The following is a 16,827-nucleotide window of genomic DNA, read 5'->3' as shown; positions in this document are numbered from 1 at the left end:
GCCGTGACCGAGCAGAATGTGCCGCCCACCGAGCCCACCGAGGATCTTCCCGAGCAGATGCGGGTCCGCCGGGCGAAGCGGGAGCGGTTCCTCGCCGAGGGCGTCCCGCCCTACCCGGTCAACCTGCCCCGCACCGCGACCCTCAAGGAGATCCGCGAGAAGTACGCGGAGCTGCCGACCGACACCGCCACCGGCGACCAGGTCTCGATCACGGGACGGGTCATCTTCATCCGCAACGGCGGCAAGCTGTGCTTCGCGACCCTGCGCGACGGCGACGGCACCGAGCTGCAGGCCATGCTGTCCCTCGACAAGGTCGGCGAGCAGGCGCTGACCGACTGGAAGCACCTGGTCGACCTCGGCGACCTGGTCGGCGTCACCGGCGAGGTGATCACCAGCCGCCGCGGCGAGCTGTCCGTGCTCGCCGACTCGTGGGCGATCAGCGCCAAGGCTCTGCGCCCGCTCCCGGTCGCGCACAAGCCGCTCTCCGAGGAGACCCGGATCCGGCAGCGGTACGTGGATCTGATCGTCCGGCCCCAGGCCCGCGAGGTCGTGCGCACCCGGGCCACGGTCGTCCGCAGCCTGCGCGAGTCGTTGTTCCGGCGCAATTTCCTCGAGGTCGAAACGCCAATGTTGCAGTTGCTGCACGGCGGCGCGGCGGCTCGTCCGTTTGTGACGCACAGCAACGCACTCGACACGGATCTCTATCTGCGGATCGCGCCGGAACTGTTTTTGAAGCGCGCGGTCGTCGGCGGCATCGAGCGGGTCTTCGAGATCAACCGGAACTTCCGCAATGAGGGTATGGACTCGAGTCACTCGCCCGAGTTCGCGATGCTCGAGGCGTACCAGGCGTACGCCGACTACAACGTGATGCAGCAGCAGGTTCAGGAGTGGATTCAGGAAGCGGCGTTCGCGGTCGCCGGTTCGCACGTCGTGACCCACCACGACGGCACCGAGTTGGATCTCGGCGGCCAGTGGGCGTCCACCACCCTGTTCGGTTCGCTGTCGGCCGCCCTCGGCGAAGAAGTCACGGTGACGACCGATCGGGCACAACTCGAGCGTTATGCGGAAAAGCATGACCTTTCCGTCGACCCGAAGTGGAGCAACGGGAAGCTGGCCGAGGAGCTCTTCGAGCACCTGGTCGTGCCCAGCCTGCAGGCGCCCACATTTGTGCGGGATTATCCCGAAGAGACGGCGCCGCTGACCCGTGCCCACCGGGAAACTCCGGGTCTCACCGAGAAGTGGGACCTGTACGTCTCGGGCTTCGAGCTGGCGACCGCCTATTCCGAGTTGGTCGACCCCGTGGTGCAGCGCGAACGGCTGGTGGCGCAGTCGTTGCTGGCCGCCGGCGGCGATCCCGAGGCGATGCAACTGGACGAGGATTTCCTGCGCGCCATGGAGTACGGAATGCCGCCGACCGGCGGGATGGGAATGGGAATCGACCGGCTGTTGATGGCGCTCACCGGCCTCGGCATTCGGGAAACGATCCTGTTCCCGTTGGTCCGGCCCGAGTAATATACGACCCGCCATTGACGGATACTGCCGCCCTGGCGTTATTGTTCTGTCCGTTGCGGGAGAACCTGTGTTCGGGAGGATAGCGGCGCGTGGCCAAGCAGATCATTCACAAGCTGGTCGATGACCTCGACGGCGGTGACGCCGAGGAGACCGTCAAGTTCGCGCTCGACGGCATTCAGTACGAGATCGACCTCTCGGAGAAGAACGCCGCTAAATTGCGGGACGTCTTCGCGCCGTACGTGGGCGCCGGTTCCAAGGTGGCGCGCGGCGGCGTGGTCGTCGGCGGCCGGGCCGCGCGCGGCCGCGGCGGTGCGACCGCCGACCGGGAGCAGAACAAGGCGATCCGGGAGTGGGCCAAGAAGGCCGGCAAGGACATCTCCGACCGGGGCCGCATCCCCCAGGAGATCGTGGACGAGTTCCACGCGAAGGGCCCCGGCAGAGCCTGATTGCTCCGCTCCGCTCCGCGGGGCGACCGCCTCGCTCATCGGCGAGGTGATCGCGGGAGGCCAGTGGTACAGACGAGTCGTCCGGCCCGTCGCGCGTCGAGCGCGGCGGGCCCTCTTGCTTTTGACGCGCCGCTCGCCTGGGGTACGTAGAGTTATCCACAGGTGTGGAGAGAGTTGTCCACAGGTTGTGGACGTACGCTCCGGGGCGTGTTCGCTGTCCGCGTACTCGTTCGAGTGGGGGAACAGCCTCTGAGCGTGCGAAGTTGGCTTAATCAACGTTGCGGACGGTTTCGCGGGGCCACGAGGGCCGGGCAGAACCGCCGGGCGGCGATAGAGTTACAGCACGGGCATCACCGATGCCCGTGCGCTGGCCCCGCCAGTTCAATTGGCGCACGGCACGTGAGGAGCACGAGGGCATGTTCGAGCGGTTCACCGACCGAGCGCGACGGGTTGTCGTCCTGGCCCAAGAAGAGGCCCGGATGCTCAACCACAACTACATCGGGACCGAGCACATCCTGCTCGGCCTGATCCACGAGGGCGAGGGCGTCGCCGCCAAGGCTCTGGAGAGTCTGGGCATCTCGCTCGAGGGCGTCCGGCAGCAGGTCGAGGAGATCATCGGCCAGGGCCAGCAGGCGCCGAGCGGGCACATCCCGTTCACGCCTCGAGCGAAGAAGGTGCTGGAGCTGTCGCTGCGGGAGGCGCTGCAGCTCGGCCACAACTACATCGGCACCGAGCACATCCTGCTCGGCCTGATCCGGGAGGGCGAGGGCGTCGCCGCCCAGGTGCTGGTCAAGCTCGGCGCCGACCTCAACCGGGTCCGCCAGCAGGTCATCCAGCTGCTCTCGGGCTACCAGGGCAAGGAGCCGGCCGCGGCCGGCGCCGCGGCGGGCGAGGCCGCGCCGTCCACGTCGCTGGTGCTCGACCAGTTCGGCCGCAACCTGACCCAGGCCGCCCGCGAGGGCAAGCTCGACCCGGTCATCGGCCGGGAGAAGGAAATCGAGCGGGTCATGCAGGTGCTCTCCCGCCGTACGAAGAACAACCCGGTGCTCATCGGCGAGCCCGGCGTCGGCAAGACCGCGGTCGTCGAGGGCCTGTCCCAGTCGATCGTCAAGGGCGAGGTGCCCGAGACGCTCAAGGACAAGCAGCTCTACACGCTCGACCTCGGTGCGCTGGTGGCCGGCTCCCGGTACCGCGGTGACTTCGAGGAGCGCCTCAAGAAGGTGCTCAAGGAGATCCGCACCCGGGGCGACATCATCCTGTTCATCGATGAGATCCACACGCTGGTCGGCGCGGGTGCGGCCGAGGGCGCGATCGACGCGGCGAGCATCCTCAAGCCGATGCTGGCCCGCGGCGAGCTGCAGACCATCGGCGCGACCACGCTCGACGAGTACCGCAAGCATCTGGAGAAGGACGCCGCTCTCGAGCGCCGCTTCCAGCCCATCCAGGTCGGCGAGCCGTCGCTGGCGCACACCATCGAGATCCTCAAGGGCCTCCGCGACCGCTACGAGGCGCACCACCGGATCAGCATCACCGACGCCGCCCTGGTGGCGGCGGCGACGCTGGCCGACCGGTACATCTCCGACCGCTTCCTGCCGGACAAGGCGATCGACCTGATCGACGAGGCCGGCGCCCGGATGCGCATCCGCCGGATGACCGCGCCGCCGGACCTGCGCGACTTCGACGAGCGCATCGCCCAGGTGCGTCGCGACAAGGAGTCCGCGATCGACGCGCAGGACTTCGAGCGCGCCGCCCAGCTGCGCGACAAGGAGAAGCAGCTGCTCGGCCAGAAGGCCCAGCGGGAGAAGGAGTGGAAGGCCGGCGACCTCGACGTCGTGTCCGAGGTCGACGACGAGCAGATCGCCGAGGTCCTGGGCAACTGGACCGGCATCCCGGTCTACAAGCTCACCGAGGAGGAGACTTCCCGGCTGCTCCGCATGGAGGACGAGCTCCACAAGCGGGTCATCGGCCAGGAGGACGCGGTCAAGGCCGTCTCCAAGGCGATCCGGCGTACGCGGGCGGGCCTCAAGGACCCGAAGCGCCCCTCCGGCTCGTTCATCTTCGCCGGCCCGTCCGGTGTCGGTAAGACCGAGCTCTCCAAGGCGCTGGCCGAGTTCCTGTTCGGCTCCGAGGACGCCCTGATCCAGCTCGACATGTCCGAGTTCCACGACCGGTACACGGTGTCCCGCCTGGTCGGCGCCCCTCCCGGGTACGTCGGCTACGACGAGGGCGGCCAGCTCACCGAGAAGGTGCGCCGCAAGCCGTTCTCCGTGGTCCTCTTCGACGAGATCGAGAAGGCTCACCCGGACGTCTTCAACACGCTGCTGCAGATCCTGGAGGACGGTCGCCTGACCGACGGCCAGGGCCGGATCGTGGACTTCAAGAACACGGTCATCATCCTGACCACCAACCTCGGCACCCGGGACGTGGCGAAGGCGGTGTCGCTGGGCTTCCAGGCCTCGGAGGACACCGAGAGCAACTACGACCGGATGAAGGTCAAGGTCAACGACGAGCTGAAGCAGCACTTCCGCCCGGAGTTCCTGAACCGTATCGACGACACGATCGTCTTCCACCAGCTCCGCCAGGACGAGATCCTGCAGATCGTCGACATCTTCACCTCGCGCATCGAGGGTCAGCTCAAGAACAAGGACATGGGTCTCGAGCTGACCGAGAACGCGAAGAAGTACCTGGCGAAGAAGGGCTTCGACCCGGTGCTGGGCGCCCGGCCGCTGCGCCGCACGATCCAGCGCGACCTGGAGGACACCCTGTCCGAGCAGATCCTCTTCAACGAGCTGCGCCCCGGCCAGATCGTGGTGGTGGACTGCGAGGGCGACCCGGAGAACGTCGAGAAGTCCAAGCTGGTCTTCCGCGGTGCCGACCGGGGAGCCACGGTTCCGGACGCGGTGCCCGCCGACATGGGAGCGGCGACCACCGAGGAGTGACATCTCGCTGAACGAGAACGGCCCGGCTGCGACCAGCAGCCGGGCCTTTTCGTTGCCGCCAGGGCCTGGTCATCGGCGGCCGAGAACTGTCGTACCCGGCTGGTCTAATCGGCCCACCCACGAGGGAGGGCCGACTGAACGTGAGCCACCAGGTAAGAGACGCATACTCCGCCAACGCCGAACTCTACATCGGACTTTTTGGGACAATCGTCGACCGCGGAACCGACGACCTCGCCTTCATCCGGCGGCATCTGTCGATTCGGCCGGGCGTCGTCCTCGACCTCGGCTGCGGGCCCGGCCACCTCACCGACTATCTGCGATCGCTGGGTGTCGACGCGCGGGGGATCGACCTGGTGCCCGAGTTCATCGCGTACGCCAAGGCGGCCCACCCGGAGGGCGACTACCGCCTCGGGTCGATGGCGAGCCTCGATGTCGAGGACGGTTCGATCGCCGGGATCCTGGCCTGGTTCTCGCTGATTCACCTGCCGCCGGCCGAGGTCGACGTCGTCCTGGCCGAGTTCCGCCGCGTGCTGCGGCCGGGCGGCGCGCTGGTGGCCGGGTTCTTCGACGGCGGCGACGAGCTGAGCGCCTTCGACCACAAAGTGGTGACGGCCTATCGATGGCCGGTCGACGAGTTCGCCGGGCGGCTGGCGCGCGCGGGCTTCGCCGAGGTCGAGCGCCGGCTCTGGCCGAGCGACGGCACCCAACGCCCGCACGCCGCGATCGCGACCGTCAGCTCGGCGGCGGCACCGTCATGAAGGGCGGCGGCACGGTCATCGAGGGTGGCGGAACGATCATGGAGGGTGGAGGCACGGTCAGGGAGGGCGGCGCGATGGTCATGAGGGCGGGACGGTCATGAAGGCGGAGTAAGGCCGAGGGGGATCGGTGCGGTCGGTGGGGCGTCGCCGGCCAGGATGAAGTCGTCGGTGCCGAGCAGCTCGACCAAGCCGTCCTCGAGCAGCCCGGCCAGCGCCCGCGCCCGCTGGGTCTCGTCCTGCCAGACCATGTCGAGACGGTGGCGCGGCACGGGGCCGGTGGCATGCCGCAGGACCTCGAGCAGCAGGCCTCGCACCTGGCGGTCGGTTCCGGCGTACCGCTGCGGCTTGCGGCTCGGGCCCTCGGGCAGCGCCTGCCCGGTCGCACGCCAGGCGCAGGTCGACGCGAACGGGCACTGCGGACAGCGCGGCGAGCGGGCCGTGCAGACGATCGCGCCCAGCTCCATGAAGGCGATGCTCGCCCGGGCCGCCCGCTTCACATCCTCGGGCAGCAGCTCGGCCACGGCGACCAGGTCGGCGGGAGTCGTGTTGGGGCCGGCGTCGGGCTTGCCCTCGACGGCCCGGGCCACGACACGCCGCACGTTCGTGTCGACGACCGGGTGGCGCTGGCCGTACGCGAAAGTGGCCACCGCCCGAGCCGTGTAGGTGCCCACCCCGGGAAGCGCCAGCAGCTGGTCGAGATCGTCGGGAACCGTGCCGCCGTGGCGTTCCACGATCGCGGCCGCGCATGCGTGCAGGCGCATCGCCCGGCGCGGGTAGCCGAGGCGGCCCCACATGCGGATGGCTTCCGACGGCGGGTCGGCGGCGAGGTCGGCGGGCGTGGGCCAGCGCGCCATCCAGGCATTCCAGGCGGGCTCCACCCGTACGACCGGAGTCTGTTGCAGCATCACCTCGCTCACCAGCACGGCCCACGGGGTCGTTCCGGGCTGCCGCCAGGGCAGATCACGGGCATTCTGGTCGTACCAGGCGATGGCGTCGTCAGCGAAAGTCATGGCAGGACTTACTGTAAGCGGGTGCATGAGCTCGCCATCACCGTCATCGGTCCGGACCGGACCGGAATCGTCGCCGACGTGGCCGAGGCGCTGGCCGGAGTCGGCGCCAACCTCACCGACTCGACGATGACCCGCCTCCGCGGCCACTTCGCGATGACCCTGATCTGCACCGGCCCCGGGGTCGAGGCCGCGGAGGCGGCGCTCGCCCCGCTCAAGGACGTGACCACCACCGTCCGCCTGGTGGAACCGGAAGGGGACGCGGCGGCCGGCGGCGAGCCGTGGGTGGTGAGCGTGCACGGCGCCGACCGGCTCGGCATCGTCTCGGCGATCACCCGTGAGGTGGCGGCCGAGGGCGGCAACATCACCGACCTCACCACCCGCCTCGGCGGCAGCCTCTATGTGCTGATCGCCGAGGTGGACCTGCCCGCCGGCGCGGCCGACGAGCTGGCCGAGCGCCTGGCCGTGGCCGCCGCCGAGCTCGGCGTCGAGGTGACGCTGCGCCGAGCCGAGTCGGAGATTCTGTGACGCTGCCCGAGCTGCCGGAGGGTCACGTCCGTCCGGTCGTCACCGCTCCCGCCGCCGTCCTCAGCACGGTCGGCGACGAGGTCGACCCCACCGACCCGGCGATCGCGCAGCTCGCCGCCGACCTGGTCGCGACCATGAAAGTCTCGCCCGGCTGCGTGGGCCTGGCCGCTCCGCAGGTCGGCGTCGGCGCCCAGGTCTTCGCCGTCGACGTGGTCGGCCATCCGAAGGCGGCCATCACCCACGGCACCTTCGTTCTGTGCAACGCGAAGATCATCGAGGCCAGCCGCTGGAAGGCCGGCCGCGAGGGCTGCATGTCGGTGCCCGATCTCACCGGCGACGTGAAGCGGGCCGGCCGCATCGTGGTCGAGGCCGTCACCCCCGGCACCGGTGAGCCGGTCACCATCACCACCGACGCGTTCGAGGCGCGGGCGCTGCAACACGAGATCGACCACTGCGCCGGAAAGCTTTTCCTCGATCGGGTGGCCGGCGCGCACGCGATCTACCAGCGGAAGGTCTATCTCTAACGATTGGTAAGGCGAGTCCGTGTCGCATACCCGGCGCGTCGCGGCGTTGGCCGGGGGTGTCCGGGTTTACGGTGACCCCATCATGCGAACGACGGTTGGTTCCCTTCCTCCCGCCGTCTACTGGCGGCGTCGTGCGGTCGTGCTGGGTGCTCTGCTGCTCGGCATCATCGTGCTGTTCGTTTCCTGCTCCGGCGGTGACGACAAGAACGATCAGCGCGGCAAGGGCAGCCCCTCGTCGCAGCTTCCCACGCCGGCCCCCGCATCGAAGAGCGCGCCGGGGGAGACCGAACCGTCCTTCCTGGACAACGTGCCGCCGGGTGGTGGCGGCGGTCCGTCGCTGCCGGCCCTGGGTGACCTCGAGTCGCAGAACCCGGGCGACGGCGATGGCGGGACGGGCTCGAACGGGAGTTTGCCCACCACGACCGCCGCGGGCACCGGGCAGAACACCAACGTCACCGCGCCGGCCGACGGTTCGTGCGCCGACAGCGAGATCCAGGTGACCCCGAGCGTCGCGAGCACGACCATCAAGCGCGGCGCGAGCGTGGACGTCACCCTCACGGTCAAGAACATCAGCAGCCGTACGTGCGGCCGCGACGTGGGTGCCGGCCCGCAGGAGCTGTACCTGGATCAGGCGGCCCGCAAGTACTGGTCCTCGGACACGTGCAGCACGGCCAAGGGCAGCGACGTGCGCCAGTTCGCGCCGGGCGAGGTCCGCTCGTACAAGGTCACCTGGAACGGCCGTCAGTCGAGCACCTGCGCGGGCAACGCGGCCTCGGGGCCGAACCCGCCGCCGGGCCAGTTCGAGCTGCGCGCCCGCCTCGGGACGTATGTCAGCCAGCCGGTGGTCCTGACCATCACCGACTGAGGCACCACCTCCTCAGTGGTCGCCGCGATCGAGCTCTACCTGGACGTCGACGCCACGCGCCGGGTCCGGACGCTGTGGCGTGCCCTGGAGTCCGACGGCATCCCGTCGATGGGGTCGCTGCTGGCGCAGAAGCATCGTCCACACGTGTCGCTGGCGGCGGCCCGCACCCTGGCGCCGGCCGAGGTCGTCGCCGCACTGTCGGGGATGCGGGTGGCCCGGGAGATGACGCTCGACCTCGACTTCGTCGGCCAGTTCCTCGGGCGGGTGCTGTGGCTGGGCGTGGTGCCGACCGCCGAGCTGCTGGAACACCATCGGCGTGTGCATGAGGGCCTGGTCGCGGGCGGCGTCGAAGTCTGGGATCTGTACGGGCCGGGGCGCTGGGTGCCGCACTGCACGATCTCGATGCGGGTGCCGAACCCGAAGATGGGCGCGGCCGTGCGGCGCTGCCTCGAGTTCCTGCCGATCCGCGCGACCGTGGTGGGAGCGTCGGTCACCGACCACGCGAACGGCGTGGCCGAGCCGATCAGCTAGACGTACCGCTCCAGGATCGAGGCCTCGGCCAGGCGGGAGAGGCCCTCACGGACGCCACGGGCTCGTGCGTCGCCGACGCCCTCGACGGCCTGTAGATCTTCCACCGTCGCGCCCAGGAGGCGCTGGAGGCTGCCGAAATGGTCGACCAGGCGGTCGACGATGGGCTGGGGCAGACGCGGGACCTTGGCCAGCAGGCGGAAGCCCCGCGGCGAGACCGCGGCGTCGAGCGCATCCGAGGCGCCGGGGTAACCGATCGCCTTCGCCACGGCGACCAGGTCGATCATCTCGGTGGCCGACAGCAGGTCGAGCTCGACCAGCGCCTCGTCGAGCGTGCGCGCCTTGCGGCCGGTCGGCAGGTAGTCGCGGATGACCAGGGTGCGGTCGGCGTCGACGCCCGCCATCAGCTCGTCGAGCTGCAGGGCCAGCAGGCGGCCGTCGGTGCCGAGCTCGACCACGTAGCCGGAGATCTCGTCGGCGATGCGGCGGACCATCTCGAGGCGCTGGACCACGGCCACCGCGTCGCGGACGGTCACCAGGTCTTCGATCTCCAGCGCGGACAGGGTGCCGGAGACCTCGTCGAGGCGCAGCTTGTAGCGCTCGAGGGTGGCCAGGGCCTGGTTGGCCCGGGAGAGGATCGCGGCCGAGTCGTCGAGGACGTGGCGCTGACCGTTCACGTAGAGCCCGATGATCCGCATCGACTGCGAAACCGAGATGACCGGGAAACCGGACTGCTTGGCGACCCGCTCGGCGGTGCGGTGGCGGGTGCCGGACTCCTCGGACGGGATCGACGGGTCGGGCATCAGGTGGACGGCGGCGCGCACGATGCGGGTGCCGTCGGACGAGAGCACGACGGCGCCGTCCATCTTGCACAGCTCACGCAGGCGGGTGGCCGAGAATTCCACGTCGAGCGGGAACCCGCCGGTGCAGATGCTCTCGACCACGGCGTCGTGGCCGAGCACGATCAGCGCGCCAGTGCGGCCCCGCAGGATGCGCTCGAGACCGTCGCGCAGGGCGGTGCCGGGCGCCATCAGCGCCAGATTGGCGCGCAGCGGATCGGCGCTCACGCCGCCACCGGACAGGCCGGGAGTGGACGAGGCTGCCGCCGAGGGGCGCGCCGAACCATTGACGCCTGGTCGTGGCGTCGGGGTGGCGGCGGCGGGCTTGGAACCATCGCGGTCGAGCGGCACCTGTACATTCTACGGACTGTCATCCAGGCCAACGAGGCGTGGTTCGATGAATGCTCCGTAGCGTGATGAAAACTCACGCTGCGTCACCGCGAACCGTGGTCGGCCGAGGCGCGGGCGGCGGTCTGCAATGCGGAGCGTAGGTCGCTCACCTCGGTCACCCGCATGCCCTTGGGCGCCGAGCCGTCGGGGCCGCAGCCGGGCGGGACCAGCGCCTCGCGGAAGCCGAGCCGGGCCGCCTCGGCCAGCCGCCGGCCCACGGCGCCGACCCGGCGGATCTCGCCGGTCAGGCCGACCTCGCCGATCGCGACCAGCGTCGGCGCCATCGCCAGGTCGAGGCCGCCGGAGGCGACGGCCAGCGCCATGGCGAGGTCGGCCGAGGGCTCGATCAGGCGGATGCCGCCGACCGTGGCCGCGAAGACCTCGCGGTTGTAGAGCTTCAGCTGCTTGGTGCGGCGCTCGAGGACGGCCAGCACCATGGCCAGCCGGGCGCTGTCGAGGCCCGACACCGTACGCCTCGGCGAGCCTTGCACCTCGGCCCCGATCAGCGCCTGCACCTCGGTGACCAGCGCGCGCCGGCCCTCCATCGCGACCGTGACGCAGGTGCCGGGCACCGGCTCCTGATAGCGGGTGAGGAACAGGCCGGACGGGTCGGCCAGGCTGGCGATGCCGCCCTCGTGCATCTCGAAGCAGCCCACCTCGTCGGCCGCGCCGAAGCGGTTCTTCACGCCCCGGACCAGGCGCAGCGACGAGTGCTTGTCGCCCTCGAAGTGCAGCACCACGTCGACCAGGTGCTCGAGCACGCGGGGGCCGGCGACCTGACCGTCCTTGGTGACGTGCCCGACCAGGACGGTGGCGATGCCGCGCTCCTTGGCCACGCCGACCAGCGCCGCGGTGACGGCGCGGACCTGGGTGACGCCGCCGGGCACGCCCTCGGTGCCGGGGGCGGAGATGGTCTGCACCGAGTCGAGCACCAGCAGGCCGGGCTTCACCGCGTCGAGATGGCCGATCACCGCGCCGAGGTCGCTCTCGGACGCCAGGTAGAGCCGGTCGTGCAGGGCGCCGAGCCGCTCGGCCCGCAGCCGGACCTGGCTCACCGACTCCTCACCGCTCACCACCAGTGACGGGGTGCCGGCACCGGCCGCCCACTGCTGGGCGACGTCGAGCAACAGTGTGGACTTGCCCACACCCGGCTCGCCCGCGAGCAGAACCACGGCGCCGGGCACCAGACCGCCGCCGAGCACGCGGTCGAGCTCGCTGACGTTGGTGGGCACCGCCTTGGCCGGGGCGGCGCTGATGGTGGCGATCGGCCGGGCCGGCTCGGCGGGCATGCGCGAGGCCACCACCCGACCGGCGCCGAGCGGGCTGGTCACGGTGGACTCGATGACCGAGCCCCACTCGCCGCACTCCGGGCACCGGCCGAGCCATTTCGGCGGCTGGTGCCCGCAGGCGTCGCAGACGAAGGCGGGCTTGGCGGCCTTCGGGGCCGTGCGGGAGGTCGTCACCCGGACAAGCTAGCCGGACGGTACGACAATTCAGCCCTCGGACTCTTTGCCCTCGTCGTCGACGACGGCCGGACCGCGGGAGGCGGGCGAGGTCGGCACCGCGAACGGCGCGATCACGTCGAACGGCTGGCCACCCGCGACCTGGACGGTCAGGCTCAGCGAGTAGCCCGGCCGGAGATCGTTGCTCAGGCCGGCCGCCTGCAGCGCCGGGTTGGTGGTGGTCAGGAAGATCTGGCTGCCCAGCGGCGCGATCGTGAACTTCGCCGGCTGCAGCGCGGACGCGGGAGCGGCCGGCGCCGAGGCCGACGCGTCGGGGGCCGGGGCGGCCGAGCTCGCGGCGGGCGCCGGGCCGAGGCCGACCTGCTGGGCCGAGACGACGTTGGCCACCACGTCGGTCTGCGGCCGGCTGGTGATCGTCACCGTGATCGGGTCGGTGCCCTGGTTGAAGAAGCTGCCCTCGAGCGGTGCGGCGCCGTTGGCCGGGTAGCCCTTCGGGTTGTTGTAGCTGATCTGGAGGTTGCGGATGAGCAGCTTGCCGTCGGGGCTCTGCGTGTTGAGGCCGGAGATCGGCGACTTGAGCAGGGCGGTCTCGGCGACCTGACCGGCCGAGCAGCCGGCGAGCGCGATCACGGCGATCATCGCGGCACCCGCGGCCTGTGCGACACGGCGGGTTCCCAGCGAGCGCATCACGATCCTCCAAGAAAATGTCGGTGGAGCCCACCGCTCAGCGTAGAGGGCGGTGATCCGGCTCGTGCGCCGACCCGTCCATTCACACCACCCGACCGCTGAAGATCAGCAGTAGGACGTCGATCAAGGCCACCATGATCACCGCCCGGAACATGGCCACCCGCCGCCCCGTGGCCCGCTTCGACGCGTACCAGCCGAGGGGAAGGACCACGACGGAGGCCGCCGCGGCCGCCCAGCCCGCCCACGACGGAGGCCCGTCCGGACCGAAGACCAGCGTGAGCGTCGCGCCGAGGAGGAGAATCGCGGCCGCGAGGGTGGAGCCGGCGGCGCCGAGCCGGTGGGGCAGGCCACGCACGCCGGTCGCCGCGTCGTCCTCGAGATCGGGCAGCACGTTGGCGAAATGAGCGCCGCCACCCAGCAGCGCACCGGCCGCGACCAGCCAGGACGGCGGCGCCGGATGGCCGGGGAGCGCGGTCACCACGAACGCCGGGAGCAGGCCGAAGGCGACCAGGTAGGGCACCACCGAGAACACCGTGGACTTCAGCGGCCAGTCGTAGAGCAGCGCGAAGACGGTGGCCACCGTGAGGATCAGCGCCGGCTCGAGGCCGAACGGCGCGGCGAGCAGGGGAACGGCGAGGGAGGCGATCAGTCCGGCGATTCCCACCGTACGCCGGGAGACCGCACCGGTCGCGATGGGCTTGTCGCCCCGCCCGGCGACGCGGTCGCGCGCCGCGTCGAGCCAGTCGTTCACCCAGCCCACCGCGAGCTGTGTGGCCAGCACCGCCAGGAAGATCCCGGGGATCGCCCAGCCCCGGTGACCGACCCCGGCGGCCAGCAACGTCATCGCGACGGTGACCGCGAGCCCAGGCTCGGGATGGGACGACTTGATCAAGGCGAGCGCGCGGGCCATGGGAGCAGTGTGGTGGTTGTGCCGGATGCGTGCCACGCTCGATCACATGCGGTCGATGCCTCGTAACGACCCGCGTCAGTACGACGAGCTGGCCGCCGAGTGGTGGCGTCCGGGCGGCGGCTTCGAGCTGCTGCACTGGCTCGCGGCGGCGCGGGCGTCCCTCATCCCGCCGGCCGCCCGGCCCGGCGCGGTGCTGGTCGACGCCGGTTGCGGCGGCGGGCTGCTGGCGCCGCATCTGGCCGGCAAGGGCTACCACCACGTGGGCGTCGACCTCCGCGAGTCCGGCCTGCGCACGGCGGCCGATCACGGGGTCCGGCCGGTCAACGGCGACGTGACCGCGCTGCCGCTGGCGACCGGCTCGGCCGACGTGGTGGCGGCCGGCGAGATCCTCGAGCACGTGACCGACCTGCCGGGGACGGTGGCCGAGCTGGCCCGGGTGCTCAAGCCGGGCGGGCTGCTGGTGCTGGACACGGTCAACGACAACCCGCTGAGCCGGTTCGTCACGGTCACCCTCGGCGAGCTGGTGGGTCTGGCCCCCAAGAACCTGCACGACCCGGCGCTGTTCGTCAGGCCACAAAGATTGATCGATGAATGTGCCCGGCACGGGGTACGTCTCCGGGTACGCGGCGCTCGCCCGACCCTGGGCGGCCTGATCCGGTGGGGCCTGCTGCGACGCGAACGAACCGGCGGCCGGATCGTGCCGACCGGCCTGACCGCGGTGCTCTACCAGGGGACCGGTCGCAAGGAGGAGCGTTCATGATCGACGAAGCCCGGCGGCTGGCGCCCCGGTTCGCGGCCCGCGCGGCCGCACACGACCGGGACGGCACGTTTCCGGCCGACGACTTCGCCGACCTGCGCCGGGCCGGCCTGTTCGGGTTGATGACGCCCGAGCGGCTGGGCGGGGCCGGCGCCGGGTTCGCGGACTACGCGGCGATCGCGTACGAGCTGGCCCGCGGCAACGGCGCCACCGCGCTGATCTTCAACATGCACGCCTCGGTCACCGGCGCCCTCAGCGGCGTGACCGACGAGCTGGCCGAGGCGCTGGGACTGCCGCCGGAGGCGATCCGGGCCCGCGACGACTACCTGCGGGCGGCGGCCGAGGGCGCCTGGTACGCGGTGGCGATGAGCGAGCGTGGCGTGGGTTCCCGGCTGTCGCAGATGAAGACCTCCTACGAGGCGGTCGACGGCGGCTTCCACATCCGGGGCGCCAAGACGTTCTGCTCGGGCGCGGGGCACGCGGACGCGTACCTGGTGGCCGCCCGCAGCGCCGCCGACCCGAGCCAGGTGTCGCAGTTCCTGGTGCCGGCCGGCGAGGGCTTGCGGGTCGAGCCGACCTGGGACGCGCTCGGCATGCGCGCCACCTCCTCGCACGATCTGCACGTCGACGTGACCGTGCCGGCCGGCGCGCTGCTCGGCGGGGTCGAGGGACTGGCCCTGGTGGTGGCCCAGCTCGCGCCGCACTGGATGGTGGCCAGCTACGCCGCCGTCTACGTGGGCGTGGCCCGGGCCGCGGTCGACGCGGCGATCGAGCACGTCAACGAGCGCAAGCTCGGCCACCTGCCGGCCGTACGGGCCCGGATCGGCCGGGCCGACGCCGCGGTCGCCGCCGCCCACCTGGCCGTGCTGGAGGCGGCCCGCCGGGTCGACACCGCGCCCGGCGACCCCGAGACCAACCGCTGGGTGTGGCGGGCCAAGCTGCTGGCCGGGACGACCGCGGCCGAGGTGGCGGCGTCGATGCTGGAGGCGGCCGGCACGTCGGCGATGCGCCGCGGGCATCCGCTGGAACGGCTTTACCGCGATGCCCGGGCCGGCTCGCTGCAACCGGCCACCAGCGACGTCTGCGCCGACTGGCTCGGCGTGGACGCACTCGGCGGCGACGCCGACTCCGAGGGGTCCGCGCCCCGATGGTGACCTCGGCGACGATCGCGGGCGTGGGTGTCGCGCTGCCCCCGACGGTCCGGCAGGACGAGGTCTGGTCCGAGTTCTTCGCGAACCGGTACTCGGGCGCCCGCCGTACGCTCGCTCAGCGGATCTTCGCGAACTCCGGGGTGACCACCCGGCAGGCCGCCGTGAGCCCGCTGCTGGAGGACGTCTCGGACTGGTCGACCGAGCGCCGGATGCGCCGGTTCCAGGTCGAGGCCGTGCCGCTCGGCAAGGAGGCGGTCGAGCGGGCGCTGGCCGACGCGGGCGTCACGGCCGACGAGATCGGGCTCTTCGCGGTCTGCTCCTGCACCGGCTACGCGACGCCGGGGCTGGACATCCTGCTCGCCCGCGACCTGGGGATGGCGCCGGAGGTGCGGCGGCTCTTCGTCGGGCACATGGGCTGTTACGCGGCGCTGCCCGGCCTCGGCACCGCCGCCGACTTCGTGGTCGCCCAGGGCCGGCCGGCGTTGCTGCTCTGCGCCGAGCTCACCAGCCTGCATCTGCAGCCGGCCGGCGGGCAGGCCGACGTACAGCAGATCGTCTCCCACGCGCTCTTCTCGGACGCGGCGGCCGCCGTCGTGCTCACGCCGGGCTCTCCCGGGTACGCGGTGCGTGAGGTCGCCGCGATCACCGACAGCACGACCGCCGACCACATGACGTGGGAGGTGACGGATCTGGGCTTCCGGATGGGGCTATCGCCGCGGGTGCCCGACGTGCTCGCCCTGCACGTCCGCAAGATGGTCGTCGACCTGCTGGCCCGGAACGGCCTGCGGATCGGTGACGTGGACGGCTGGGCCGTGCACCCGGGCGGTCCCAAGATCCTCGACGTGGTGCAGGAGCGGCTCGGCGTGGATGACACGGCGCTCACTGCGTCGCGGGACGTGCTTTCCGCGTACGGGAACTGCTCCTCACCCACCGTGTTGCTGGTGCTCGACGCCCTGCGCCGTCGCGCGGCGCCGCCGGAACGCGTCGTGATGCTCGCCTTCGGACCGGGGCTCACGCTCTACGGAACGCTGCTCGAGACCTCTACAGTCACAACGTGATGGACGACCGGGCGCGCGGCATAGTGCTCTATGCGTGCGCCCTCGTGCTGCTGGCCGGCGGCGGTCTCTGGTGGCTGCGGGCGGCGCCGCACGACGATCCCGACCCGCGGCTGGCGCAGTGGCGGCGCAGCGCCCAGGAGCTGCTGCCCGAGGCCGGCGACCAGGAGGCCGGCGACACGGTCGCGCTCTCGGCCGGCCGCGACCACCTGGTGCTCTCCGACGTCGAGTCGGGCGAGTTCCAGGTGTCGGTGGTCTGCGTGGGCCCGGCGGAGAGCCAGGTGCGGGTGAGCCTCGGCGAGGCCGGCTCCGACTCGGGACACGGGCTGAGCTGCGCCGGCGGCGAGCCGGCGGACAGCTTCACGGTGAGCACGTCGGGGCAGTTGCGCCTGCACGTCTCGGTCAACGAGGCCGGGCCGGTGATCTTCCGCTACGCGCTGGTGCGGACCGCGCCCGGATAGAGCTGTT

17 protein-coding genes are annotated in these 16,827 nt (G+C 71.3%); 12 read left to right on the top strand and 5 right to left on the bottom strand.

Annotated features, from left to right (window positions below):
- The first annotated feature begins 3 nt into the window (after positions 1 to 3).
- The 4 genes from lysS (at position 4) to ACQP2F_RS44430 (ending at position 5,655) form a co-directional block, all read left to right on the top strand.
- The gene (gene lysS, locus ACQP2F_RS44445) at positions 4 to 1,512 is read left to right on the top strand and encodes a lysine--tRNA ligase (RefSeq protein WP_433298791.1); all 1,509 of its coding nucleotides are present in this window, start codon (positions 4 to 6) and stop codon (positions 1,510 to 1,512) included.
- Positions 1,513 to 1,601: 89 nt separating this feature from the next.
- Positions 1,602 to 1,958: a histone-like nucleoid-structuring protein Lsr2 gene (locus tag ACQP2F_RS44440; RefSeq protein WP_433298789.1), complete on the top strand. Its 357-nt coding sequence runs from the start codon at positions 1,602 to 1,604 to the stop codon at positions 1,956 to 1,958.
- Positions 1,959 to 2,374: 416 nt separating this feature from the next.
- On the top strand, positions 2,375 to 4,897 hold the full coding sequence (locus ACQP2F_RS44435; RefSeq protein ID WP_433307885.1) for an ATP-dependent Clp protease ATP-binding subunit: 2,523 nt from the start codon (positions 2,375 to 2,377) through the stop codon (positions 4,895 to 4,897).
- A 134-nt stretch (positions 4,898 to 5,031) separates the two neighbouring features.
- Positions 5,032 to 5,655 (top strand): class I SAM-dependent methyltransferase, encoded by a 624-nt coding sequence (locus ACQP2F_RS44430; protein WP_433307884.1) that lies wholly within the window; start codon positions 5,032 to 5,034, stop codon positions 5,653 to 5,655.
- A 95-nt stretch (positions 5,656 to 5,750) separates the two neighbouring features.
- Here the strand turns inward: ACQP2F_RS44430 and ACQP2F_RS44425 are convergent, their stop codons facing one another.
- Positions 5,751 to 6,665, bottom strand: a complete 915-nt coding sequence (locus tag ACQP2F_RS44425) for an A/G-specific adenine glycosylase (protein ID WP_433298787.1) — start codon at positions 6,663 to 6,665, stop codon at positions 5,751 to 5,753.
- A 21-nt stretch (positions 6,666 to 6,686) separates the two neighbouring features.
- Between ACQP2F_RS44425 and ACQP2F_RS44420 the strand changes: the two genes are divergently transcribed.
- From ACQP2F_RS44420 to ACQP2F_RS44405, 4 genes are all read left to right on the top strand, one after another.
- Complete coding sequence (locus ACQP2F_RS44420) at positions 6,687 to 7,190, top strand: glycine cleavage system protein R (RefSeq protein WP_433298785.1); 504 nt, start codon at positions 6,687 to 6,689, stop codon at positions 7,188 to 7,190.
- Positions 7,187 to 7,714, top strand: a complete 528-nt coding sequence (def, locus tag ACQP2F_RS44415; RefSeq protein ID WP_433298783.1) for a peptide deformylase — start codon at positions 7,187 to 7,189, stop codon at positions 7,712 to 7,714. The genes ACQP2F_RS44420 and def overlap by 4 nt, the downstream gene beginning before the upstream one ends.
- A gap of 82 nt (positions 7,715 to 7,796) precedes the next feature.
- Positions 7,797 to 8,579, top strand: a complete 783-nt coding sequence (locus tag ACQP2F_RS44410) for an adhesin (protein ID WP_433298781.1) — start codon at positions 7,797 to 7,799, stop codon at positions 8,577 to 8,579.
- Between the two features lie 15 nt (positions 8,580 to 8,594).
- On the top strand, positions 8,595 to 9,110 hold the full coding sequence (locus tag ACQP2F_RS44405) for a 2'-5' RNA ligase family protein (RefSeq protein ID WP_433298779.1): 516 nt from the start codon (positions 8,595 to 8,597) through the stop codon (positions 9,108 to 9,110).
- Here the strand turns inward: ACQP2F_RS44405 and disA are convergent.
- The 4 genes from disA to ACQP2F_RS44385 all read right to left on the bottom strand — a co-directional run bounded on the left by disA (position 9,107) and on the right by ACQP2F_RS44385 (position 13,396).
- A complete protein-coding gene (gene disA / locus ACQP2F_RS44400; RefSeq protein WP_433298777.1) occupies positions 9,107 to 10,297 on the bottom strand; it encodes a DNA integrity scanning diadenylate cyclase DisA in 1,191 nt (396 codons plus the stop codon). The genes ACQP2F_RS44405 and disA overlap by 4 nt on opposite strands.
- 83 nt (positions 10,298 to 10,380) lie before the next feature.
- Positions 10,381 to 11,799, bottom strand: a complete 1,419-nt coding sequence (radA, locus tag ACQP2F_RS44395) for a DNA repair protein RadA (protein WP_433298775.1) — start codon at positions 11,797 to 11,799, stop codon at positions 10,381 to 10,383.
- Between the two features lie 30 nt (positions 11,800 to 11,829).
- Positions 11,830 to 12,438 carry a hypothetical protein gene (locus ACQP2F_RS44390; RefSeq protein WP_433298773.1) on the bottom strand — a complete coding sequence of 203 codons (609 nt, stop codon included), beginning with the start codon at positions 12,436 to 12,438 and terminating at the stop codon, positions 11,830 to 11,832.
- 130 nt (positions 12,439 to 12,568) lie between these two features.
- The gene (locus tag ACQP2F_RS44385) at positions 12,569 to 13,396 is read right to left on the bottom strand and encodes a UbiA family prenyltransferase (RefSeq protein ID WP_433298771.1); all 828 of its coding nucleotides are present in this window, start codon (positions 13,394 to 13,396) and stop codon (positions 12,569 to 12,571) included.
- Between the two features lie 46 nt (positions 13,397 to 13,442).
- Here ACQP2F_RS44385 and ACQP2F_RS44380 point away from each other — a divergent pair, with 46 nt between their 5' ends.
- The 4 genes from ACQP2F_RS44380 to ACQP2F_RS44365 are packed head-to-tail and all read left to right on the top strand — an operon-like array spanning position 13,443 to position 16,820.
- The gene (locus tag ACQP2F_RS44380; RefSeq protein WP_433298769.1) at positions 13,443 to 14,156 is read left to right on the top strand and encodes a methyltransferase domain-containing protein; all 714 of its coding nucleotides are present in this window, start codon (positions 13,443 to 13,445) and stop codon (positions 14,154 to 14,156) included.
- The gene (locus ACQP2F_RS44375; protein WP_433298767.1) at positions 14,153 to 15,307 is read left to right on the top strand and encodes an acyl-CoA dehydrogenase family protein; all 1,155 of its coding nucleotides are present in this window, start codon (positions 14,153 to 14,155) and stop codon (positions 15,305 to 15,307) included. Before ACQP2F_RS44380 ends, ACQP2F_RS44375 begins: the two co-directional genes overlap by 4 nt.
- Complete coding sequence (locus tag ACQP2F_RS44370) at positions 15,301 to 16,362, top strand: type III polyketide synthase (protein ID WP_433298765.1); 1,062 nt, start codon at positions 15,301 to 15,303, stop codon at positions 16,360 to 16,362. Before ACQP2F_RS44375 ends, ACQP2F_RS44370 begins: the two co-directional genes overlap by 7 nt.
- Positions 16,362 to 16,820, top strand: coding sequence for a DUF6023 family protein (locus tag ACQP2F_RS44365; RefSeq protein WP_433307882.1), 459 nt, complete (start codon positions 16,362 to 16,364; stop codon positions 16,818 to 16,820). Before ACQP2F_RS44370 ends, ACQP2F_RS44365 begins: the two co-directional genes overlap by 1 nt.
- Positions 16,821 to 16,827 lie beyond the last annotated feature (7 nt).

This window comes from Actinoplanes sp. CA-030573 (genome assembly GCF_050951115.1).
GTDB lineage: Bacteria > Actinomycetota > Actinomycetes > Mycobacteriales > Micromonosporaceae > Actinoplanes.
This window is presented reverse-complemented; position numbering and strand designations above follow the sequence as displayed.

What these genes read in the sequence shown, in the direction of transcription:
- ACQP2F_RS44380 (WP_433298769.1), top strand. Translation starts at nt 13,443, where the DNA reads ATGCGGTCGATGCCTCGTAACGACCCGCGTCAGTACGACGAGCTGGCC.
- ACQP2F_RS44410 (WP_433298781.1), top strand. Translation starts at nt 7,797, where the DNA reads ATGCGAACGACGGTTGGTTCCCTTCCTCCCGCCGTCTACTGGCGGCGT.
- ACQP2F_RS44425 (WP_433298787.1), bottom strand. Translation starts at nt 6,665, where the DNA reads ATGACTTTCGCTGACGACGCCATCGCCTGGTACGACCAGAATGCCCGT.
- ACQP2F_RS44365 (WP_433307882.1), top strand. Translation starts at nt 16,362, where the DNA reads ATGGACGACCGGGCGCGCGGCATAGTGCTCTATGCGTGCGCCCTCGTG.
- ACQP2F_RS44435 (WP_433307885.1), top strand. Translation starts at nt 2,375, where the DNA reads ATGTTCGAGCGGTTCACCGACCGAGCGCGACGGGTTGTCGTCCTGGCC.
- ACQP2F_RS44370 (WP_433298765.1), top strand. Translation starts at nt 15,301, where the DNA reads ATGGTGACCTCGGCGACGATCGCGGGCGTGGGTGTCGCGCTGCCCCCG.
- ACQP2F_RS44385 (WP_433298771.1), bottom strand. Translation starts at nt 13,396, where the DNA reads ATGGCCCGCGCGCTCGCCTTGATCAAGTCGTCCCATCCCGAGCCTGGG.
- ACQP2F_RS44390 (WP_433298773.1), bottom strand. Translation starts at nt 12,438, where the DNA reads ATGATCGCCGTGATCGCGCTCGCCGGCTGCTCGGCCGGTCAGGTCGCC.
- ACQP2F_RS44375 (WP_433298767.1), top strand. Translation starts at nt 14,153, where the DNA reads ATGATCGACGAAGCCCGGCGGCTGGCGCCCCGGTTCGCGGCCCGCGCG.